The 17,712-nt window shown below is 60.0% G+C and carries 14 protein-coding genes, 1 tRNA gene and 1 riboswitch; of the genes, 1 reads left to right on the top strand and 14 read right to left on the bottom strand.

Annotated elements, in window-relative coordinates; all coding sequences use genetic code 11:
* Window positions 1–54: 54 nt before the first annotated feature.
* Together AB5Z05_RS15990 and prlC are read right to left on the bottom strand one after the other, a co-directional pair.
* Complete coding sequence (locus tag AB5Z05_RS15990; protein ID WP_368152182.1) at window positions 55–2,604, bottom strand: putative bifunctional diguanylate cyclase/phosphodiesterase; 2,550 nt, start codon at window positions 2,602–2,604, stop codon at window positions 55–57.
* Window positions 2,605–2,811: 207 nt separating this feature from the next.
* Entirely contained in the window at window positions 2,812–4,854 is a 2,043-nt protein-coding gene (gene prlC, locus AB5Z05_RS15985) for an oligopeptidase A (RefSeq protein ID WP_368152180.1), read from the bottom strand.
* Between the two features lie 424 nt (window positions 4,855–5,278).
* Window positions 5,279–5,364: riboswitch (cyclic di-GMP riboswitch) on the top strand.
* A 54-nt stretch (window positions 5,365–5,418) separates the two neighbouring features.
* Between prlC and AB5Z05_RS15980 the strand changes: the two genes are divergently transcribed.
* A complete protein-coding gene (locus AB5Z05_RS15980; RefSeq protein WP_368152178.1) occupies window positions 5,419–7,608 on the top strand; it encodes an immunoglobulin-like domain-containing protein in 2,190 nt (729 codons plus the stop codon).
* A gap of 83 nt (window positions 7,609–7,691) precedes the next feature.
* Here the strand turns inward: AB5Z05_RS15980 and hemB are convergent, their stop codons facing one another.
* The 12 genes from hemB to AB5Z05_RS15920 all read right to left on the bottom strand — a co-directional run bounded on the left by hemB (window position 7,692) and on the right by AB5Z05_RS15920 (window position 17,579).
* Complete coding sequence (gene hemB / locus AB5Z05_RS15975; RefSeq protein ID WP_005357271.1) at window positions 7,692–8,708, bottom strand: porphobilinogen synthase; 1,017 nt, start codon at window positions 8,706–8,708, stop codon at window positions 7,692–7,694.
* Window positions 8,709–8,711: 3 nt separating this feature from the next.
* Window positions 8,712–9,497 (bottom strand): TatD family hydrolase, encoded by a 786-nt coding sequence (locus AB5Z05_RS15970; RefSeq protein WP_368152176.1) that lies wholly within the window; start codon window positions 9,495–9,497, stop codon window positions 8,712–8,714.
* Window positions 9,498–9,685: 188 nt separating this feature from the next.
* Entirely contained in the window at window positions 9,686–10,441 is a 756-nt protein-coding gene (gene tatC, locus AB5Z05_RS15965) for a twin-arginine translocase subunit TatC (protein WP_005342401.1), read from the bottom strand.
* The gene (gene tatB, locus AB5Z05_RS15960; protein ID WP_019446666.1) at window positions 10,438–10,902 is read right to left on the bottom strand and encodes a Sec-independent protein translocase protein TatB; all 465 of its coding nucleotides are present in this window, start codon (window positions 10,900–10,902) and stop codon (window positions 10,438–10,440) included. The genes tatC and tatB overlap by 4 nt, the downstream gene beginning before the upstream one ends.
* 3 nt (window positions 10,903–10,905) lie before the next feature.
* Window positions 10,906–11,157, bottom strand: a complete 252-nt coding sequence (tatA, locus tag AB5Z05_RS15955; protein ID WP_069528561.1) for a Sec-independent protein translocase subunit TatA — start codon at window positions 11,155–11,157, stop codon at window positions 10,906–10,908.
* Window positions 11,158–11,199: 42 nt separating this feature from the next.
* Entirely contained in the window at window positions 11,200–12,840 is a 1,641-nt protein-coding gene (gene ubiB, locus AB5Z05_RS15950; protein ID WP_005339383.1) for a ubiquinone biosynthesis regulatory protein kinase UbiB, read from the bottom strand.
* Window positions 12,840–13,448 carry an SCP2 domain-containing protein gene (locus AB5Z05_RS15945; protein ID WP_368152174.1) on the bottom strand — a complete coding sequence of 203 codons (609 nt, stop codon included), beginning with the start codon at window positions 13,446–13,448 and terminating at the stop codon, window positions 12,840–12,842. Before AB5Z05_RS15945 ends, ubiB begins: the two co-directional genes overlap by 1 nt.
* Window positions 13,449–13,456: 8 nt before the next feature.
* Window positions 13,457–14,209 carry a bifunctional demethylmenaquinone methyltransferase/2-methoxy-6-polyprenyl-1,4-benzoquinol methylase UbiE gene (gene ubiE, locus AB5Z05_RS15940; protein WP_005342396.1) on the bottom strand — a complete coding sequence of 251 codons (753 nt, stop codon included), beginning with the start codon at window positions 14,207–14,209 and terminating at the stop codon, window positions 13,457–13,459.
* A 65-nt stretch (window positions 14,210–14,274) separates the two neighbouring features.
* Entirely contained in the window at window positions 14,275–14,652 is a 378-nt protein-coding gene (gene crcB / locus AB5Z05_RS15935; RefSeq protein ID WP_005339378.1) for a fluoride efflux transporter CrcB, read from the bottom strand.
* 95 nt (window positions 14,653–14,747) lie between these two features.
* Window positions 14,748–16,013 (bottom strand): cytosine deaminase, encoded by a 1,266-nt coding sequence (locus tag AB5Z05_RS15930; RefSeq protein WP_005355869.1) that lies wholly within the window; start codon window positions 16,011–16,013, stop codon window positions 14,748–14,750.
* On the bottom strand, window positions 16,007–17,251 hold the full coding sequence (gene codB / locus AB5Z05_RS15925; protein WP_005355867.1) for a cytosine permease: 1,245 nt from the start codon (window positions 17,249–17,251) through the stop codon (window positions 16,007–16,009). Before codB ends, AB5Z05_RS15930 begins: the two co-directional genes overlap by 7 nt.
* A 252-nt stretch (window positions 17,252–17,503) precedes the next feature.
* Window positions 17,504–17,579: transfer RNA gene (locus AB5Z05_RS15920), tRNA-Thr, on the bottom strand.
* Window positions 17,580–17,712 lie beyond the last annotated feature (133 nt).

Genomic DNA, 17,712 nt, shown 5'->3' with positions numbered 1-17,712 from the left:
AGGAGACAGACTCATGGCACGTACAGAAGCGGCCATGATAACAGAAGCGGTGGATCAGCTCACGACAGTGAGGTTCATCCCCTGACGGTTGAGAGCGAGGTAATCAATAAGATCGTCATAGGCCAGCGGGCGGCTGAGCAGATAACCCTGGGTGAAGGCGCACCCTTTCTGGCAGAGGAAGTTGAGCTGCTCGCGGGTCTCAACCCCCTCGATCACCACCTGCATGCCGAGGTTGTGCACTATGTTGATGATGCCGTCGAGCAGCATCCTATCCTGCTCGTTGAAGGGGATATGGCGCACGAAGGAGCGGTCGATCTTGACCAGATCGACCGGGAAAGTACGCAGATAGTTGAGGGCCGAGTAGCCGGTACCGAAATCGTCGATGGCCAGCTTGCAGCCCGCCTCGCGCAGGGCATCGATCCGCACCCTGTGCTGATCGCTGCTCTCCATCAGCAGAGATTCGGTGATTTCGATGACGATGTCGGCAGGATCGAGCCCGAAGTGCTGGATCACCTTGAGCCACTCACTCGCCTCGGGGTCGATGGTCTGGAACTCCATGGTGGAACGGTTGATCGACATCTGCAGATCAGGGAAGCCGGACTGCTGCAATCGCGCCAGATCCCGGCAAGACTGCCACAATACCAGCGCACCCAGCCCCTGAATCAACCCCGCCTCTTCCGCCAGCGGAATAAACTCGGCAGGGGAGACCTGCCCCCAGTGGGGGTGATACCAGCGCACCAGCGCCTCCAGCTTGGCGACCCGCCCGCTGCGATTGTCCCAGATCGGCTGGTAGGCCATGGTCAGCTGCTCCAGCTTGATCGCTTCGGCCAAATCCTGCTGCATCTGGTGGCGCTGGCGCACCTCTTCTCGCATGGATGAGCAGTAGGCACCGAGCAACCGTCCCTGCCGCTTGGCCGCAAACAGCGCCTGTTCGGCATTGCGCAGCAGCTCGTCGCTCTCGCTGCCATCGACCGGACAGAGAGTCATGCCGATGGTCGCGGTCACATAGAGATGCTGGTTGGCCAGCATAAAGGGGCGGGCGAAGCTGCCGATCACCTGCTTGGCAAACACCTCGGCCTGACGGCGGGTGACGATGCCGGGCACCAGGAACGCGAACTCGTCACCGCCGATGCGGGCCACCAAATCTTCGGTGCGCACCCGGCTCACCAGTCGATCCGACACCTCCCGCAACAGGGCATCGCCAGCATGGTGATCCATGCTGTTGTTGACCGCCTTGAAGTTGTTGAGGTCGAGCACCATGAGCGCGAAGCGCTCGCCCCGCTCGCAGAAGCGTGTGAGGCAGCGGCCAAACAGCCAGCGGTTGGGCAGGCTGGTGAGGTTGTCGTAGTTGGCCTGGGTCGCGATCTTCTGCTCTGCCACCTTGGTCTGGGAAAGATCGCTGAAAATGGCGATATATTGCTGTATTTTGCCTGCTTCACGCAGGGTGCTGATCATCAGCTGCTGCGGATAGAGCTTGCCGTTCTTGCGCTTGTTCCACACCTCGCCACGCCACACCCCCACCCGCTCCAGCGCGTGGTACATGTCGGCATAGAAGGTCTGATCGTGCAGCCCGGACTTGAGCATGCTGGGACGCTGGCCCCGCACCTCGTCGCTGCTGTAGCCGGTGATCTGCTCGAAGGCCGGATTGACCGAGATGATGCGGCTGTCGGCATCGCATACCAGAATCGCTTCGGAGAGATTGTCGTAGACCCGGTGAGAGAGCTTGAGCTGCTCCGCATGACGCTTGAGAGGATCGATATTCTCCAGCAGCACCATCAGGTAGTCCGGCTGCTGCTGCTCGTCGCGGATCAGGGTGACAGTCACCCGCCCCCACAGGATCTCGCCCCCCTTGCAGAAGTAGCGCTTCTCCTGGGTGAAACTGCTGCGCTCGCCGCGCCGGATCTCTTCGTAGCACTCAAGGCTGCGCTGCCAATCCTCCGGGTGATTGATGTCGGAGATGGAGCGATGAAGCAGCTCATCGAGAGGATAACCCAGCATCTTCTCGATAGCCGGATTGGCCCAGAGAATGTGGCCAGTGAGATCGAGCTTGCCGATCCCCACCGGGGCCTGAAACAGCATGCTCTGCAGCACATGAGGGGTATCAGGCAAGAGCTGTGGCAGCTGGCGTTGCAGCATCAGCGCCAGTTCGCGACCGGCCAGCGGCCCCAGCAACCGGAGCAGCCCCATCACCTTGGTCATATTGGCCTGCGGCTGACGATAGACCAGGCAGCAGATGCCTATGGTCTCGCCATCCGCATCCTTGAGGGCGATCCCGGCGTAGGCCTGGGCTTGCCACGCATCGGCAAGCGGCATCGCGGGGAACAGCTGCAATAGGCGATCGCTGAACCATGCTTCCCCCTCCTGCCAAGTAATGGCATCGGGAGAGTCAGTGATTGGCAGCGTCAGGGTATCGGGGTCAAGAGAGGAGGGATGGGCAGCCTGAACCGTAAGATGGGAAGCATTTGATTCCCTGCTGGCGATCAGGACGACATCAGCCATCACAGCAGCGGCGATTTCACTCACAAAGGTATCGAAATATCCCTGGCCGCTCGAATGAGCCAGACTGGAGATGATTTGATAGACGGAATCGAGTGCTCGCCTCATGGCAAGTGGCTTTCTCTCCTTGAAGGTTAGAACACGACTCTACTGAAGAGCTGTGAGCAGTGCAAATATGCAATCAGCAAGATATTAAAAAGCCTTGAAAAAAGGGACCAAAAGGTCCCTTTTTGTCGCAGAAATCACGACTCGATCCCACTATGCCGCAAAACAGTGTACCTGGTTGAAGCTCACACAGGCGGCGGGTCAGGAATCTCAGGCGGCGATCCCGCTGTGTCGCAGCAGTGCATCCACCTTGGGCTCACGGCCTCGGAAGGCTCGGAACAGCTCCATCGGCTCCTTCGAGCCCCCCTTCTCCAGAATATTCTTCAGGAAGGATTGGCCGGTGGCCGGGTTGAAGATCCCCTCCTCCTCGAAGCGGGAGAAGGCATCGGCAGAGAGCACCTCGGCCCACTTGTAGCTGTAGTAGCCCGCCGCATAGCCGCCAGCGAAGATGTGGGAGAAGCTGTGCTGGAAGCGGTTGAACGCCGGAGGTGTCATCACTGCGACCTGACTACGCACCTCATCCAGCAGCGCCGGGAGCTGTGCCGGATTGGCCGGGTCAAACTCCTGATGGAGACGGAAATCGAACAGGGCGAACTCCAGCTGGCGCAGCATCTGCATCGCCGCCTGGAAGTTGCGGGCGGTCAGCATCTTCTCCAGCAGATCGGCAGGCAGCGGCTCGCCGGTCTCGTAGTGGCCGGAGATAAAGGCCAGCGCCTCGGACTCCCAGCACCAGTTCTCGAGGAACTGGCTCGGCAGCTCCACCGCATCCCAGGCCACGCCGTTGATACCGGCCACGCCGGCCACGTCGATGCGGGTCAGCATGTGGTGGATGCCGTGGCCAAACTCATGGAACAGGGTGACCACTTCGTTGTGGGTGAACAGCGCCGGTTTGCCATCCACCGGGCCGTTGAAGTTGCAGGTCAGGTAGGCCACCGGTTTTTGCAGCGAGCCATCCTGACGGTAGCGACGACCTAGGCAGACATCCATCCAGGCGCCGCCCTGCTTGTGCTCGCGGGCATAGAGGTCGAGGTAGAAGCTGCCGCGCAGCTCGTCGTCGGCATCGAAGATGTCGTAGAAGCGCACGTCAGGGTGCCAGGTGTCGATGCCGAGGCGCTCGCGCACCTTCATGCCGAACACCCGCTTCACCACTTCGAACAACCCCTTCACCACCTTGCTGGCGGGGAAGTAGGGGCGCAGCTGCTCGTCGGAGATGGAGAACTTGTGCTGTTTGAGCTTCTCGGCGTAGTAGGCGAGATCCCAGGCGGCCAGCTCGCTCTGACTATGCTGCTCGGCGGCGAAGGCGCGGATCTCCTCCAGCTCGGCCTTGCCTTGCGGCAGGGATTTGGCCGCCAGATCGGTGAGGAAGCTCACCACCTGTTCGGTCTTGTCCGCCATCTTGGTGGCCAGGGAGAGCTCGGCATAGTTGGCAAAGCCCAGCAGTTGGGCCAGTTCGCGGCGCAGGGTGAGCAGCTCGCTCATGATGGCGGAGTTGTCCCACTTGCCCGCATTGGGGCCCTGATCGGAGGCGCGAGTGGTGAAGGCTTCGTACATCTCGGCGCGCAGCTCGCGGTTGTCGGCATACATCATCACCGGCAGGTAGGAAGGGATATCCAGAGTGAACAGCCACCCCTCTTTGCCTTTAAGTTCAGCCATCTGACGGGCAGCGGCACGCACACTGTCGGGCAGACCGGCCAGCGCGGCTTCATCGGCCACCAGCTTGTGCCAGCCCTGGGTTGCGTCCAGCACGTTGTTGCTGAAACGGGAGGCCAGCTCGGAGAGGCGGGCCTGAATCTCGCCGTAACGCTGCTGCGCCTCGGCAGGCAGACCGATGCCGGAGAGGCGGAAGTCACGCAGGGTATTCTGGATCTCCTTGCGCTGGGCGCCGCTGAGCAGCGGGAAATCATCGCTCTGGGAGAGGGCCAGATAGGCCTGATAGAGCCCTTCATGCTGACCGACATAGGTCTGGAATTCGGAGAGCAGCGGCAGGCAGGCGTCATGGGCCTCGCGTAGCGCTTCGCTATTGAGTACGGAGTTGAGGTGGCTGACCGGTGACCAGATCCGTGACAGGCGGTCATTTACCTCTTCCAGCGGGGCAATCAGGCTATCCCAGGTATGGGGATCACGCTGGGCCAGCACATCGCTGATCTTCTGCTTGCAGTCAGCAATCGCCTGAATCACGGCAGGCTGAACCTGCTCCGGCTTGATCTGGCTGAAAGGGGGCAGAGAATCCATTGTCAGCAAAGGGTTATTCATCCCGGTTACCTCTTGTTTGGTCTTGAACAGACCGCTTTAGCAGCTCTGTATGGCTTTCTAACATGTGGCCAAGCCACGCAATAATCAAGCGGGAATCCACCTCTCGGCACTGTTTTCCCCTCTTTGTGAGCTCAAACACCTCTCTGCCAGATACTGGACGGCAACAGCATGAATAATCGGTACTTTTTTGCTCTTTTTGCGGCTTTTTCAACTCTCGAACCACAAGGGAGCAGACCAAATCCACTCGACAAAAGAGTAGGTTACAGCGGCCTATCACCGGCCCTTTCCATGCTTGGAAAATAACCAATCAACAAGTTAATAACCAAAACAAATCATGCACATACGTTGATTAATTTATTTTTAAGTGCATATCATAAGCAGCCTGTTACTCAGGTCACTTGATTCTCTGTGCTGCACAGAAATCGGGTGAAAAAGGCAAAGTGACCCGAAAGGGCGCGACGCAAAGCCACCGGTCTAAGGGAAAACACCTATGACAGCGGGGCTGCCCCCGGGAGCGTTCGGCCATAGCTGTACGCTCCGTTTGTACTGTATGGAGATATCAAGATGAACAAATTGAAGTTATCCCTGCTGGGCTGTCTGCTCGGCATGGGCGCCCCTATGGCATATGCCGCCAGTGCCGGTCAGGCGATGGTTAACCCCCAGTCCGGCGTAGTGGTCGGCTACTGGCACAACTGGTGTGACGGTTCGGGCTACAAGGGCGGTATCGCCCCCTGCGTCAAGCTCGACCAGGTCAACCCGCAATACAACGTGGTCGATGTCTCCTTCATGAAGGTGTATGGCAGCGATCCCATCCCCACCTTCAAACTCGACCCGGCTATCGGCATGAGCGAAAGCCAGTTTATCGAGCAGATTGCCGAGCTGAACCGTCAGGGCCGTTCCGTGCTGCTGGCGCTGGGCGGTGCCGATGCGCACATCGAGCTGCGCAAAGGTCAGGAGCAGGCCTTTGCCGACGAGATCATCCGTCTGGTGGAGACCTATGGCTTCGACGGGCTGGATATCGATCTGGAGCAGGCCGCCATCACCGCCGCCGACAACCAGACCGTGATCCCGGCAGCCCTGCGTCTGGTCAAGGATCACTACCGCGCCCAGGGGAAAAACTTCCTCATCACCATGGCGCCGGAGTTCCCCTATCTGACCCAGACTGGCGCCTACATCCCCTATATCCGCAATCTGGAAGGCTACTACGACTGGATCAACCCCCAGTTCTACAACCAGGGTGGTGACGGTATCTACATCGATGGGATCGGCTGGATTGCCCAGAACAACGATGCCCTGAAAGAAGAGTTCATCTACTACATGGCGGATTCGCTGAGCAACGGAACCCGCGGCTTCTACAAAATCCCCCATGACAAGCTGGTGTTCGGCATTCCGACCAACATCGACGCCGCCGCCACCGGCTATGTGCTGGATCCGCAGAAGCTCTACAACGCCTTCAACCGCCTGAAGAGCGAGGGGCAACCGCTGCGTGGCGTGATGACTTGGTCCATCAACTGGGACATGGGCCGCAACGCCGCCGGTCAGTCCTACAACGAATCCTTCATCAAGAGCTACGGCCCCTTCATCCACGATCAGGAGATCACGCCCCCGGTCGACAACGGCAAGCCGGTGTTCAGCGGCCTGAGCGATACCCGCATCAAGCAGGGTACCGCCTTTGATCCGCTGGCCGGTGTCAGCGCCAACGACAAGGAAGATGGTGACCTGACTGGCCAGATCCAGGTAGAAGGCTCGGTAGACAGCCAGCGCATCGGCCTCTACCCCCTCACCTACAAGGTGAGCGATCGCGACAACAACGTCACCGAGCAGGTACGTACCATCGAGGTCTACAGCATGAAGCCGGTGTTCAGCGGTGTCACCGACACCACGCTGGAACTGGGTACCGCTTTCGATCCGATGACCGGCGTCAGCGCCCATGATGAAGAAGATGGCGACCTGACCGCCCAAATCAAGGTCAGCGGCAACGTCGACAGCAGCAAGGTCGGCCGCTACACCCTCACCTATCAGGTGAGCGACAGCGCCGGTCAGCAGGTAACCCAGCAGCGCAACGTGACCGTCAGGGAGCAAGGTGCCGTCTGTGAAAACAGCTGGGATGCCAAGAAGGTCTACGTGGGCGGCGACATCGTCAGCCACAACGGCAAGAACTGGCTGGCAGGCTGGTGGACCCAGAACGAAGAGCCGGGCACCACGGGTGACTGGGGCGTCTGGCGCGTACAGGGCGACAGCGACTGCGGCGGCACAACGCCACCCGCCGAAGGCAGCAGCGACTTCACCGTCAGCGCCATGGGCTCCGACTACACCATTGTCAACGGTCAGGTCAGCATCCGTTTCAACCTGACCACCGCCAACCCGGTGCAGATCTCTGCCACGCTGGAACAGAACGGCCGCAGCTATGGCAACACCACCAGTCTGGTTAACGGCACCAGCTCGCTGGTTTTGCAGGGCAGCAATGTCACCGATGGCAGTTACGACGTGGTCATCACCGGCCTGGCTGACGGCCAGCAGCCGGTGGTACAGCGCTTCCCGGTTGCGCTGACCGAAGAGAGCAGCAGCGGTGGCGAGGGTGACTACCCGGCCTACGCCCCCAACACCAGCTATCAGGCCGGTGATCGGGTCAGTAATGCCGGTGGCAACTACGAGTGCAAACCCTGGCCATACAGCGGCTGGTGTGGCGGCTCGACCAGCCACTATGCGCCGGGTACCGGCAGCGCCTGGAGCGATGCCTGGATCAAGCTGTAATCAGCCGCTCGTTACCAAAAGAGAGCCATAACGACAGAGGGGGAGCCATCGGCTCCCCCTCTCATTTTTCTCTTCAACCCGGCTTAACGGGCATCTTCCTTCAACCACTGCGCTACGCGCTTGGCGAAGTAGGTGAGGATGCCATCGGCCCCGGCCCGCTTGAAGCAAAGCAGAGACTCCATGATGGTCTCCTTCTCTTTCAGCCAGCCGTTCTGGATCGCCGCCATGTGCATGGCGTACTCGCCGCTGACCTGATAGGCGAAGGTCGGCACGCCGAACTGATCCTTCACCTGACGAACCACGTCCAGATAGGGCATGCCCGGCTTGACCATCACGCTGTCGGCCCCTTCCTGAATATCCAGCGCCACTTCGTGCAGGGCTTCGTTACTGTTGGCCGGATCCATCTGATAGGTGGCCTTGTTGCTCTTGCCGAGGTTGCCGGCAGAGCCAACCGCATCACGGAATGGGCCGTAGTAGCAGGAAGCGTACTTGGCGGAGTAGGCCATGATCTGGGTGTTGATGAAGCCATTCTCTTCCAGCGCCGCGCGGATGGCGCCGATGCGGCCATCCATCATGTCGGACGGCGCGACTATATCGACCCCGGCTTCGGCGTGGGAGAGTGCCTGCTTGATCAGGATCTCGGTGGTGATGTCGTTCAGTACATAGCCTTCGTCATCGATGATGCCGTCCTGCCCGTGGGTGGTGAACGGATCGAGTGCCACGTCGGTGATCACCCCCAGCTCCGGGAAGCGGGCCTTGAGGGCACGCACGGTGCGCTGGGCCAGCCCGTTCGGGTTGTAGGCCTCTTCCGCCATCAGGCTCTTGCTCTCCAGCGGGGTGACCGGGAACAGGGCAATAGCAGGTACGCCCAGCTCCACCAGTTCAGCGGCTTCCTCCAGCAGCAGATCGATGGAGAGACGCTCCACCCCCGGCATGGAGGGAACGGCTTCCCGACGGTTCTCCCCCTCCAGCACGAACACCGGATAGATGAGATCGTTGACGGTCAGTACGTTCTCGCGCACCAGACGACGGCTGAAATCATGTTTGCGCAGACGGCGCAGGCGGCGGCCCGGAAAGGCGCCCGGAAGAGTTGTAGCCATGAATCACTCCTGGAGAGGAAGTTGGAAGAACGCGGCGGAGGTGGCCCGGGTGTGGGCCAGCAAGGCCTCGGGCGCTTCACCACGACAGGCCGCCACCACCTGGGCGATGTGCGGCAAAAAAGCGGGTTCGTTGCGTTTCGGGCGCGGTTTCAGATCCCGCGGCACCAGATAGGGGGCGTCGGTCTCGATCATCAGGCGGCCGGCCGGAATGCGGGCCACCTGCTCGCGCAGCAGCTGGCCGCGGCGCTCGTCGCAGAGCCAGCCGGTCACCCCGATATGCAGCCCCAACGCCAGACACTCGTCCAGCTCCTCATCGCAGCCTGTGAAGCAGTGCAGCACGGCTCCCGGTAGTTTCGGCAACCAGGGACGGAGGATCTCGATAAAACGGGCGTGCGCATCGCGGCAGTGGAGAAAAACCGGCATCCCGAGTTCGGCAGCCAGTGCCAGCTGGGCGTCGAATACCGCATCCTGCACCGGGCGGGGGGAGAAGTCGCGGTTGTAGTCGAGGCCGCACTCGCCAATAGCCACCACCTGCGGCAGCGCCGCCAGCTCGCGCAAGGCGGGCAGGGTCGCCTCATCGACACTCTTGGCATCGTGGGGATGTACCCCGGCGGTGGAGAAGCAGTAGCCCGGCCATTGGGCGGCCAACTCAGCGCTCTCGCGGCTGCCAGCCAGATCGGTACCGGTGAGGATCAGCGCTTCCACTCCGGCGGCGCGGGCACGGGCCACCAGCTCAGGCTGTTCACCGGCGAACTGGCTGCTGGTCAGGTTTAAACCGATATCGATCATGGAATGAGACGTTCCGAACAAAAGGAATACATATCAGGTATTTGAAAACCATCTACCGAATGGGGTCTTACCATACGCCTCGAACGGGAGCATGAAAAGAGGAAGGGAGCCTTAGCTCCCCTCGTTCTGCTATTCCTGCGGACTTCGTCATCCTCTCGCCGTCCGGCAAACAGGTGACGAACAGAGCCTCAGCTCTCCACATCCGGTTGTTCCTGTTGCTCTTCATCCTCTTTCTTCACGTAGAAGCGGGCGAAGAACAGACCTATCTCCCACAGCGCCCACATCGGAATGGCGAGCAGGGTCTGGGAGAAGACATCAGGCGGCGTCAGCAGCATGCCGACCACAAACACCCCGACAACGACGTAGGGACGTTTCTCCTTCAGGTTTTGCGGTGTGGTCACGCCGGTCCAGCAGAGCAGTATGGTCGCCACCGGAATTTCGAACGCCACCCCGAACGCGAAGAACAGGGTCAGTACGAAGTCCAGATAGCTGGCGATGTCGGTCGCCACCGTCACCCCGGCAGGGGCGGTACTGGTGAAGAAACCGAACACCAGCGGGAACACCACGTAGTAGGCAAACGCCATCCCCGCATAGAACAGCAGGGCACTGGAGACCACCAACGGCATGATCAGGCGCCGCTCATGCTGGTACAGACCGGGGGCGATAAAGGCCCAGGCCTGATAGAGCAGATAGGGGATCGCCACGAAGAAGGAGACCACCAGCGTCAGCTTGATCGGCGTCAGGAAGGGGGTCGCCACATCCGTCGCGATCATGCTGGTCCCTTCCGGCAACTGGCTGAGCAGGGGCTGGGCCACAAAGTCGTAGATGTTGTTGGAGAAGTAGATCAGCGCCAGAAACACCACGAGGATGGCGGTAATGGAGCGCAGCAAACGGGTTCTCAGCTCAACCAGATGGCTGATCAGGGGTTGTTCGGCCTGACTCATGGCTTCACCTCCCCTTTTACTGCGGAGTCGCTGACCGGCACCGGCTCGCTCTCCCGCTGGCTGTTGACCGGTGGCACGTCGTGGCTCAGCTGCACCGCAGGCTCCACCGGCGTGACAGGCTCAGCCTGGGCGACCGGTTCAGGGCGCGGCGGACGGATCTCGTTCTCCACCTGATAGGGGCGATTGACCGACTGGGCCGCCGCCTTGAGCTGTTCGATGGACTCCTGCAGCTCGGGGCTCAGGTTGCTCATCTGCAACTGTTCCGCCTTCTTGAGGTCGTTATGCAGCTCTTGCAACTTGAGCTCCTGCTCCAGCTCGGACTTGACCGAGTTCGCGGTCGAACGAATGAGGCGGATCCAGTGGGTAGCCGTGCGGATGGCAACCGGCAGCCGCTCGGGCCCCAGTACCACCAGTGCAACCACACCGATAACGACCAGCTCCCAAAAACCGATATCGAACATGGCTTAGGCCTGGTCTTTGTCTTTCTGCTTGGCGGGCTCACTGCTCTGAGTGGCCGCTTCGTTCAGCTGTTTCGGGGGAAACTCGGCATCTTTCTGCTCGGCCTTGGCATCAGCCGGCTCGTCGGAGAGGGCTTTCTTGAACCCTTTGACCGCCGCGCCCAGATCACCGCCAATGCCGCGCAGTTTCTTGGTACCGAACAGCAGCACGACGATGACTGCGATGATCAACAATTGCCAAATACTGATACCACCCATGATTTTCTCTCCAGAACAGGCGCCTGACGGCGCGGTTGTTGATTAATGGGAACGGGTTCGCAACCAGCCGACCAGCCAGCAGAGGGCTGCACCGGCGAGACTGGCTTGTCCCCACTCAATGTGTTGTTTTTGGGTCAGCAAGAATACACCCGCCAATAGCAGGCTGGCTCCAACCCCTAAGAGGTAGCGGGCCTGCCCCTGCCGACGGCTGTGACGGCGGAACTCGGCAAACATCTGGTCGAAATGACGCTGCTGATGACGGGTCTGGCGCAGGGTCTCATAGACCAGCTCCGGCAGCTCCGGCAGCTTCTCCGCCCAGAATGGCGCCTTCTCCTTGATAGCGTTCAATACCGACTTGGGCCCGACCTGTTCGTGCATCCAGTTTTCGAGGAACGGCTTGGCGGTCTGCCACAAATCGAGCTGCGGGTAGAGCTGACGCCCCAACCCTTCCACATAGAGCAGGGTCTTTTGCAGCAGCACCAGCTGCGGCTGCACCGTCATATGGAAGCGACGCGCGGTGTTGAACAGGTTGAGCAGCACGTGACCGAACGAGATCTCGGAGAGCGGCTTCTCGAAGATGGGTTCCAGCACGGTGCGGATGGCGAACTCGAACTCGTCCACCTTGGTGTCTGCCGGTACCCAACCCGACTCCACGTGCAGCTCCGCCACCCGACGATAGTCGCGATTGAAGAAGGCGAGGAAGTTCTCCGCCAGATAGCGTTTGTCTTCCCGATTGAGGGTACCGACGATGCCACAGTCGATGCCGATCCAGAGCGGGTTCTCCGGATGTTCGTAAGAGACGAAGATGTTCCCCGGGTGCATGTCGGCATGGAAGAAGCTGTCGCGGAACACCTGGGTGAAGAAGACCTCTACCCCGCGCTCGGCCAGCAGCTTCATGTTGGTGCCGTTGGCTTCCAGCGCTGGAATGTCGGAGACCGGAATACCGTAGATCCGCTCCATCACCAGCACCTGCTCGCGGCAGAGGTCGGTGATGATTTCAGGCACATAGAGCGCCTCGGAGCCGGTGAAGTTGCGGCGCAGCTGGATGGCGTTGGCCGCTTCGCGCATCAAATTCAGCTCGTCGAGGATGGTCTTGCGATACTCCTCCACCACCTCGATGGGGCGCAGTCGCGCACTCTGGGGCACGAAGCGGGCCACCAGACGGGCCAGCGCCTGCATCAGCCGCAAGTCAGCCTCGATGACCGGCTCGATGTCGGGACGGATCACCTTGATGACGATCTCGCGGCCACTCTCCTTCAGGCGGGCGGTGTGCACCTGCGCGATGGAGGCCGACGCCAGCGGCGTCTCGTCGAAGTCGTCAAACAGGGTCTCGATGGGACAACCCAGGCTCAGCTCGATCTGCTGGCGCGCCGCCTGACCACAGAAGGGGGGCACCCTGTCCTGCAGCAGGGCCAGCTCTTCGGCGATATCCGGCGGCAACAGGTCGCGGCGGGTCGAGAGCATCTGGCCAAACTTGATGAAGATGGGGCCAAGAGCCTCGAAGGCGAGGCGGATGCGGGCACCGCGGCTGAGATCCGGTTGCTTGTTCTTGAGCCAGAAAAGGGAGCGACGGGCCAGACGACCCGGCCAGGGTTGATAGCGGGCGGGCACCAGTTCGTCGATGCCCTGCTCCAGCAGGATGGTGATGATGCGATAGAGGCGTTTGAACTCCTTCGGGGTCATCAGGTCACCTGCTGTTCGAAGCGGGCCAGCCGCAGTTCGATGGCCTTGAGCTGCTGGGCCAGCACCTCGACGTCATCGTTGAAACTCGCCACTTCCAGCGGGCCGGGGGCGAGGCGGGCCTCTTCGGTCAGATATTCTGCCAGCTGGCTGCGGGTGCGGCACAGCTCGCGACCGACCAGGCGACGCGCTTGACGGGCACCACTGAAAAGGGTGTGGGCCAGCACGTCGCCGGTATAGCGCGACAGCTCCTCCTCCCAGTCGATATCCAGCTCACCCAGCAGCACGCTGAATGCCTGCACCAGCTGGGGATCACCGCTCAGATCCAGCTTCTCCTCGCGGATATAACGGGTCAGGGCGGACGGGTCTTTCAGCAGACCAAGGGCGGTCAGCGACAGGCTGAGCACCGCATCGGCATCCCCTTCATGCTGGGCCAGCACATCCAGCCGACGCTCGGAGAAGACAAACCAGAGCGGCTTGAGTTCACGCAGCTCCAGCTTGAGCACCTTGCCCACCAGTTTGCGCAGCCGCTCCGGGCTCTGTTTGTCCAGCGCCAGCAACTGGTTGAGGCTGGTTTCGATCACCGCGGTGACCATGGCATCCATCGGCATAGGCAACCTTAAAACTTGTAACCGCGGTGCAGGGCGACCACACCCTGGGTCAGATTGAAGTACTCCACCTGCTCGAAACCGACATTTTCCATCATGCCAGCCAGGGTCTGCTGATCCGGGTGCATGCGGATGGACTCTGCCAGATATTTGTAGCTTTCACTGTCGTTCGCGACGATTTCGCCCATTTTCGGCAGCAGTTTGAAGGAGTAGAGGTCATAGAGCTTGGCGATCACTTCACTGACCGGCTTGGAGAACTCCAGCACCAGCAGACGGCCACCCGGCTTGAGCACCCGGAACATGGAGGCGAGCGCCTTGTCCTTGTCGGTGACGTTGCGCAGGCCGAAGCCGATGGTGATGACGTCGAAGTGGTTATCCGGGAAGGGGAGCGCCTCGGCATTGGCCTGCACGTAGGAGACGTTGTTGGCGACCCCCAGATTGCGCAGCTTGTCGCGGCCCACTTTCAGCATGGAGTCGTTGATATCCGCCAGCACCACCTGACCAGTCTCGCCGACGATGCGCGAGAACTTGGCGGTCAAGTCACCGGTACCACCGGCCAGATCCAGCACCTTCTGGCCCTTGCGCACACCGGAACAGTCGATGGTGAAGCGCTTCCACAGGCGGTGGATGCCGAACGACATCAGATCGTTCATCAGATCATACTTGGCTGCCACCGAATGGAAGACACCTGCTACCAGAGTTTCCTTCTCGGTCGCGGCCACGGTTTTAAAGCCAAAATGCGTTGTCGTTGCTTGTTCTGACATCCCTTAAACACCCATAGAGCAAAGAATGGCCGCCAGTTTACCAGAGCCACTGGCGTCCGGACACCTTAAACCCGGCTCGCAACCAACTGCATGCCCAGTACCACCATGGCCAGACAGAGGAAGAGATTGAGACCGATATTGAGCAGCGCTTTCAGATAGGCTCCATGTTGAGCCAGCACTACCGTATCGAGGGCAAAGGAAGAAAACGTGGTCAGGGCACCGAGGATCCCCACCATCAGCAGCGGCTTCATCGGGTGTTCTACCACATGACCATGACTGATGAGGGCGAATGCCACCCCCATGATGAAAGAGCCCACCACGTTGACCACCAGAGTCCCGTAAGGAAAGTGGCGCCCCAGCAGCAAGGCCATCAGTTCGGCAATCCCAAAACGAAGGCAGGCGCCGATGGCGCCCCCTGCAGCAACATAGAACCAGGTTTGCATGGTGTCACTCCCTCAGGGTCAGGCCGCCATTATGTCGCAATGGCGGCCCTTGTGCCCAGAGGCGGAACTAATCGTCATCCAGCCTGATTGAAATCTCAGCGGCGAAAATCGATGGGCTCTGGCTGACCCAGCACGATCTCGGTCTGGGCCGGGCGGGTCTGGGCAATCACCTTGCCGTGGCGGATCGAGTAACGCACCGGCACCTGACGGCGCACCGCATCGAAGCCGTTGTCGGCAGGCAGGATCAACAGGTTGGCCGGTTTGCCCACCTCGATACCATAGCGATCCTGCACATTCAGGGTGCGGGCGCTGTGGCTGCTGATCAGCTTCAGACCGTCGTTGATCTGCTCGTAACCCATGATCTGGCAGACATGCAGCCCCATGTGCAGCACCTGCAACATGTTGGCGGTGCCCATGGGGTACCAGGGATCGAACACGTCATCGTGACCGAAGCAGACGTTGATGTTCGCCTCCAGCATCTCCTTCACCCGGGTAATGCCGCGGCGTTTGGGATAGGTATCGAACCGCCCCTGCAGGTGAATGTTCACCAGCGGATTGGCCACGAAGTTGATATCTGCCATCTTCAGCAGCCGAAACAGGCGGGAAGCATAAGCGCCGTTGTAGGAGTGCATGGCGGTGGTGTGACTGGCCGTCACCCGATGGCCGATACCCCGCTCGTAGGCGAGAGTTGCCAGCGTCTCGATGAAACGGGACTGCTCGTCATCGATCTCGTCGCAGTGCACATCGACCAGAACCTGATACTTCTCGGCAAGATCGAAGATGTAGTGCAGACTTTCGACCCCATATTCCCGGGTAAACTCGAAGTGGGGGATCGCGCCAATCACGTCGGCCCCCAGCTTGAGCGCCTCCTCCAGCAGTGCCTTGCCGTTGGGGTAGGAGAGAATCCCCTCCTGCGGGAAGGCAACGATCTGCAGCTCCACCCACTCCTTCATCTCTTCCCGCACCTCCAGCATCGCCTTGAGCGCCACCAGATTGGGATCGGAGACATCGACGTGAGTACGGACAAACTGGATGCCGTTGGCGATCTGCCACTTCAGCGTCTGGATGGCGCGCTGTTTCACATCCTCATGGGTCAGCAACGCCTTGCGCTCGGCCCAGCGCTCGATCCCCTCGAACAGGGTGCCGGAGAGGTTCCAGCTCGGCTCGCCCGCCGTCTGGGTGGTATCGAGGTGAATGTGGGGTTCGATAAAGGGGGCAATCGCCAGACCGCCCTCCCCGTCCAGCACCCGACCGGCGACGGCATGCTCGTCATGGGGTTCGATGGCGGTGATGACCCCATCCTGACAACGGATCTGCCACAACCCTTCCCGATCGGCCAAACGAATATGTTGAATCAGCATTTGTTAGCTTCCTGTACCAGAACCGGCCGCTGGGTGAGGCGAACCAGAATGAAATAGGTGAAGGCGGCGCCCAATACCGCATTGAGTGGCACTATGCCCGGCAGCCACTTGCCGACAGCCACCCCGACTGCCGTGGCGACCAGCGCCTGCCAGCGCACCGTCTCGAACTGCTGATCGGCAAATTGACGGTAACGCTCACGATTGAGCAGGAAATCCATGATGATAATGCCACCGATCGGCGGAATTGCCGTACTCAAAAAGGCCAGCCAGCCGACAAAGTTGTTGTAAAGCCAGAGGGCGCAAGCCGTACCGATGAGGCCGTTGATCACGCTGAGGGGCTTGCTCTTGAGACCGGTAATATTGGCAAAACCGAGGCCGGAGGCGTAGAGAGCGTTGTCGTTGGTGGTCCAGATATTGAGGCCCAGCACCAGAATGGCGGGGATCAACAGCCCCTGCATCAGCATCACTTCCGAGATATCGGCCTGCCCCGTTACCGCCGCACCAGCTGCACCGAAGACGAACATTAGCGTGTTGCCCAAAAAAAACGCCACCATGGTAATCATGACGGCGCCCCAGGGTTTGCGACCAAAGCGGACAAAGTCGGCGGTCAGGGTTCCTGCACTGATAAAGGAACCGACCACCATGGTCAGCGCCGTGGTGAACTCGATGGGATTGCTTGGTTGCACCTGCTGCAGTGCAGCCATGCCACCGGTCGAGGTCACCGCCAGCCAGACCGAGTAGCCGCCAAGCAGTGCAATGGCCGGTACGGCCACAAAGCTCAGCACCATCAGGGCGGAGATGCCGAAGTAGACGGTCACCGTCATCAACATGCCCGAAATGGCGATCAGCCAGTTCACATCTATGCCGGTCGCCTTCTGCACCGGCAGGGCAAACATCGCCACGCCAACGCCAAACCAGCCGACCTGAGTACCGCCGAGCAGCAGGGATGGTAGCCAGGAACCTTTCACCCCAAAGGAGTAACGAGCCAGCAGATGGGTAGAGAGGCCGGTTGAGGCACCGATATAACCGAGACAAGCGGTGTAGATACCCAGCAACAAGTTGCCAATAAGTACCGCCTTGATGAAGTCATCGAATACCAGCCCGGTACCAAGCGCACCACCGGTCCACATGCTGGCAGAGAAGAAGGTCAGGCCGAGCATCACCAGCATCAGCGACAGCACACCTTTGCGCCCTTTGGCGGGTACCGCCCCCAAACAGTATTCGTTATCCTGCGCCATGCTCTCTCTCCACGTAATAGGCAAAACGCGCCGGATTTTACATGTAAAACGTTTTACGTCAATCAATCATGGTTAAATCTCTGGATAAAACCATCAATAGCAGTCAAATGAGTAACACATTAGGACTCAAACCAGCAGATAAACAGTGTCGACTGCAAGCAGAGGGGGGTTGCGGGAATGGGGAATGTAAGGGGATATCAAAAAATGACAGATGCAAAAAAGCCTCCCTTTTCAGGGAGGCTTTCTATTTAATGGTGCTGATACCCAGAATCGAACTGGGGACCTCATCCTTACCAAGGATGCGCTCTACCGACTGAGCCATATCAGCACACTAACCGGTAAAGACCACGCTGGGCGTAATCTTGAAATTGGGTGCCTGGCAGTGTCCTACTCTCGCATGGCGAATGCCACACTACCATCGGCGCTACCGCGTTTCACTTCTGAGTTCGGCATGGGATCAG

The sequence above is a fragment of the Aeromonas sp. R2-4 genome, assembly GCF_040908365.1.
GTDB lineage: Bacteria > Pseudomonadota > Gammaproteobacteria > Enterobacterales > Aeromonadaceae > Aeromonas > Aeromonas veronii.
Note: the sequence above shows the minus strand (reverse complement) of the source record. Positions and strands in the feature narration are given on the sequence as shown.

What these genes read in the sequence shown, in the direction of transcription:
- AB5Z05_RS15990 (WP_368152182.1), bottom strand. Translation starts at nt 2,604, where the DNA reads ATGAGGCGAGCACTCGATTCCGTCTATCAAATCATCTCCAGTCTGGCT.
- prlC (WP_368152180.1), bottom strand. Translation starts at nt 4,854, where the DNA reads ATGAATAACCCTTTGCTGACAATGGATTCTCTGCCCCCTTTCAGCCAG.
- AB5Z05_RS15980 (WP_368152178.1), top strand. Translation starts at nt 5,419, where the DNA reads ATGAACAAATTGAAGTTATCCCTGCTGGGCTGTCTGCTCGGCATGGGC.
- hemB (WP_005357271.1), bottom strand. Translation starts at nt 8,708, where the DNA reads ATGGCTACAACTCTTCCGGGCGCCTTTCCGGGCCGCCGCCTGCGCCGT.
- AB5Z05_RS15970 (WP_368152176.1), bottom strand. Translation starts at nt 9,497, where the DNA reads ATGATCGATATCGGTTTAAACCTGACCAGCAGCCAGTTCGCCGGTGAA.
- tatC (WP_005342401.1), bottom strand. Translation starts at nt 10,441, where the DNA reads ATGAGTCAGGCCGAACAACCCCTGATCAGCCATCTGGTTGAGCTGAGA.
- tatB (WP_019446666.1), bottom strand. Translation starts at nt 10,902, where the DNA reads ATGTTCGATATCGGTTTTTGGGAGCTGGTCGTTATCGGTGTGGTTGCA.
- tatA (WP_069528561.1), bottom strand. Translation starts at nt 11,157, where the DNA reads ATGGGTGGTATCAGTATTTGGCAATTGTTGATCATCGCAGTCATCGTC.
- ubiB (WP_005339383.1), bottom strand. Translation starts at nt 12,840, where the DNA reads ATGACCCCGAAGGAGTTCAAACGCCTCTATCGCATCATCACCATCCTG.
- AB5Z05_RS15945 (WP_368152174.1), bottom strand. Translation starts at nt 13,448, where the DNA reads ATGCCGATGGATGCCATGGTCACCGCGGTGATCGAAACCAGCCTCAAC.
- ubiE (WP_005342396.1), bottom strand. Translation starts at nt 14,209, where the DNA reads ATGTCAGAACAAGCAACGACAACGCATTTTGGCTTTAAAACCGTGGCC.
- crcB (WP_005339378.1), bottom strand. Translation starts at nt 14,652, where the DNA reads ATGCAAACCTGGTTCTATGTTGCTGCAGGGGGCGCCATCGGCGCCTGC.
- AB5Z05_RS15930 (WP_005355869.1), bottom strand. Translation starts at nt 16,013, where the DNA reads ATGCTGATTCAACATATTCGTTTGGCCGATCGGGAAGGGTTGTGGCAG.
- codB (WP_005355867.1), bottom strand. Translation starts at nt 17,251, where the DNA reads ATGGCGCAGGATAACGAATACTGTTTGGGGGCGGTACCCGCCAAAGGG.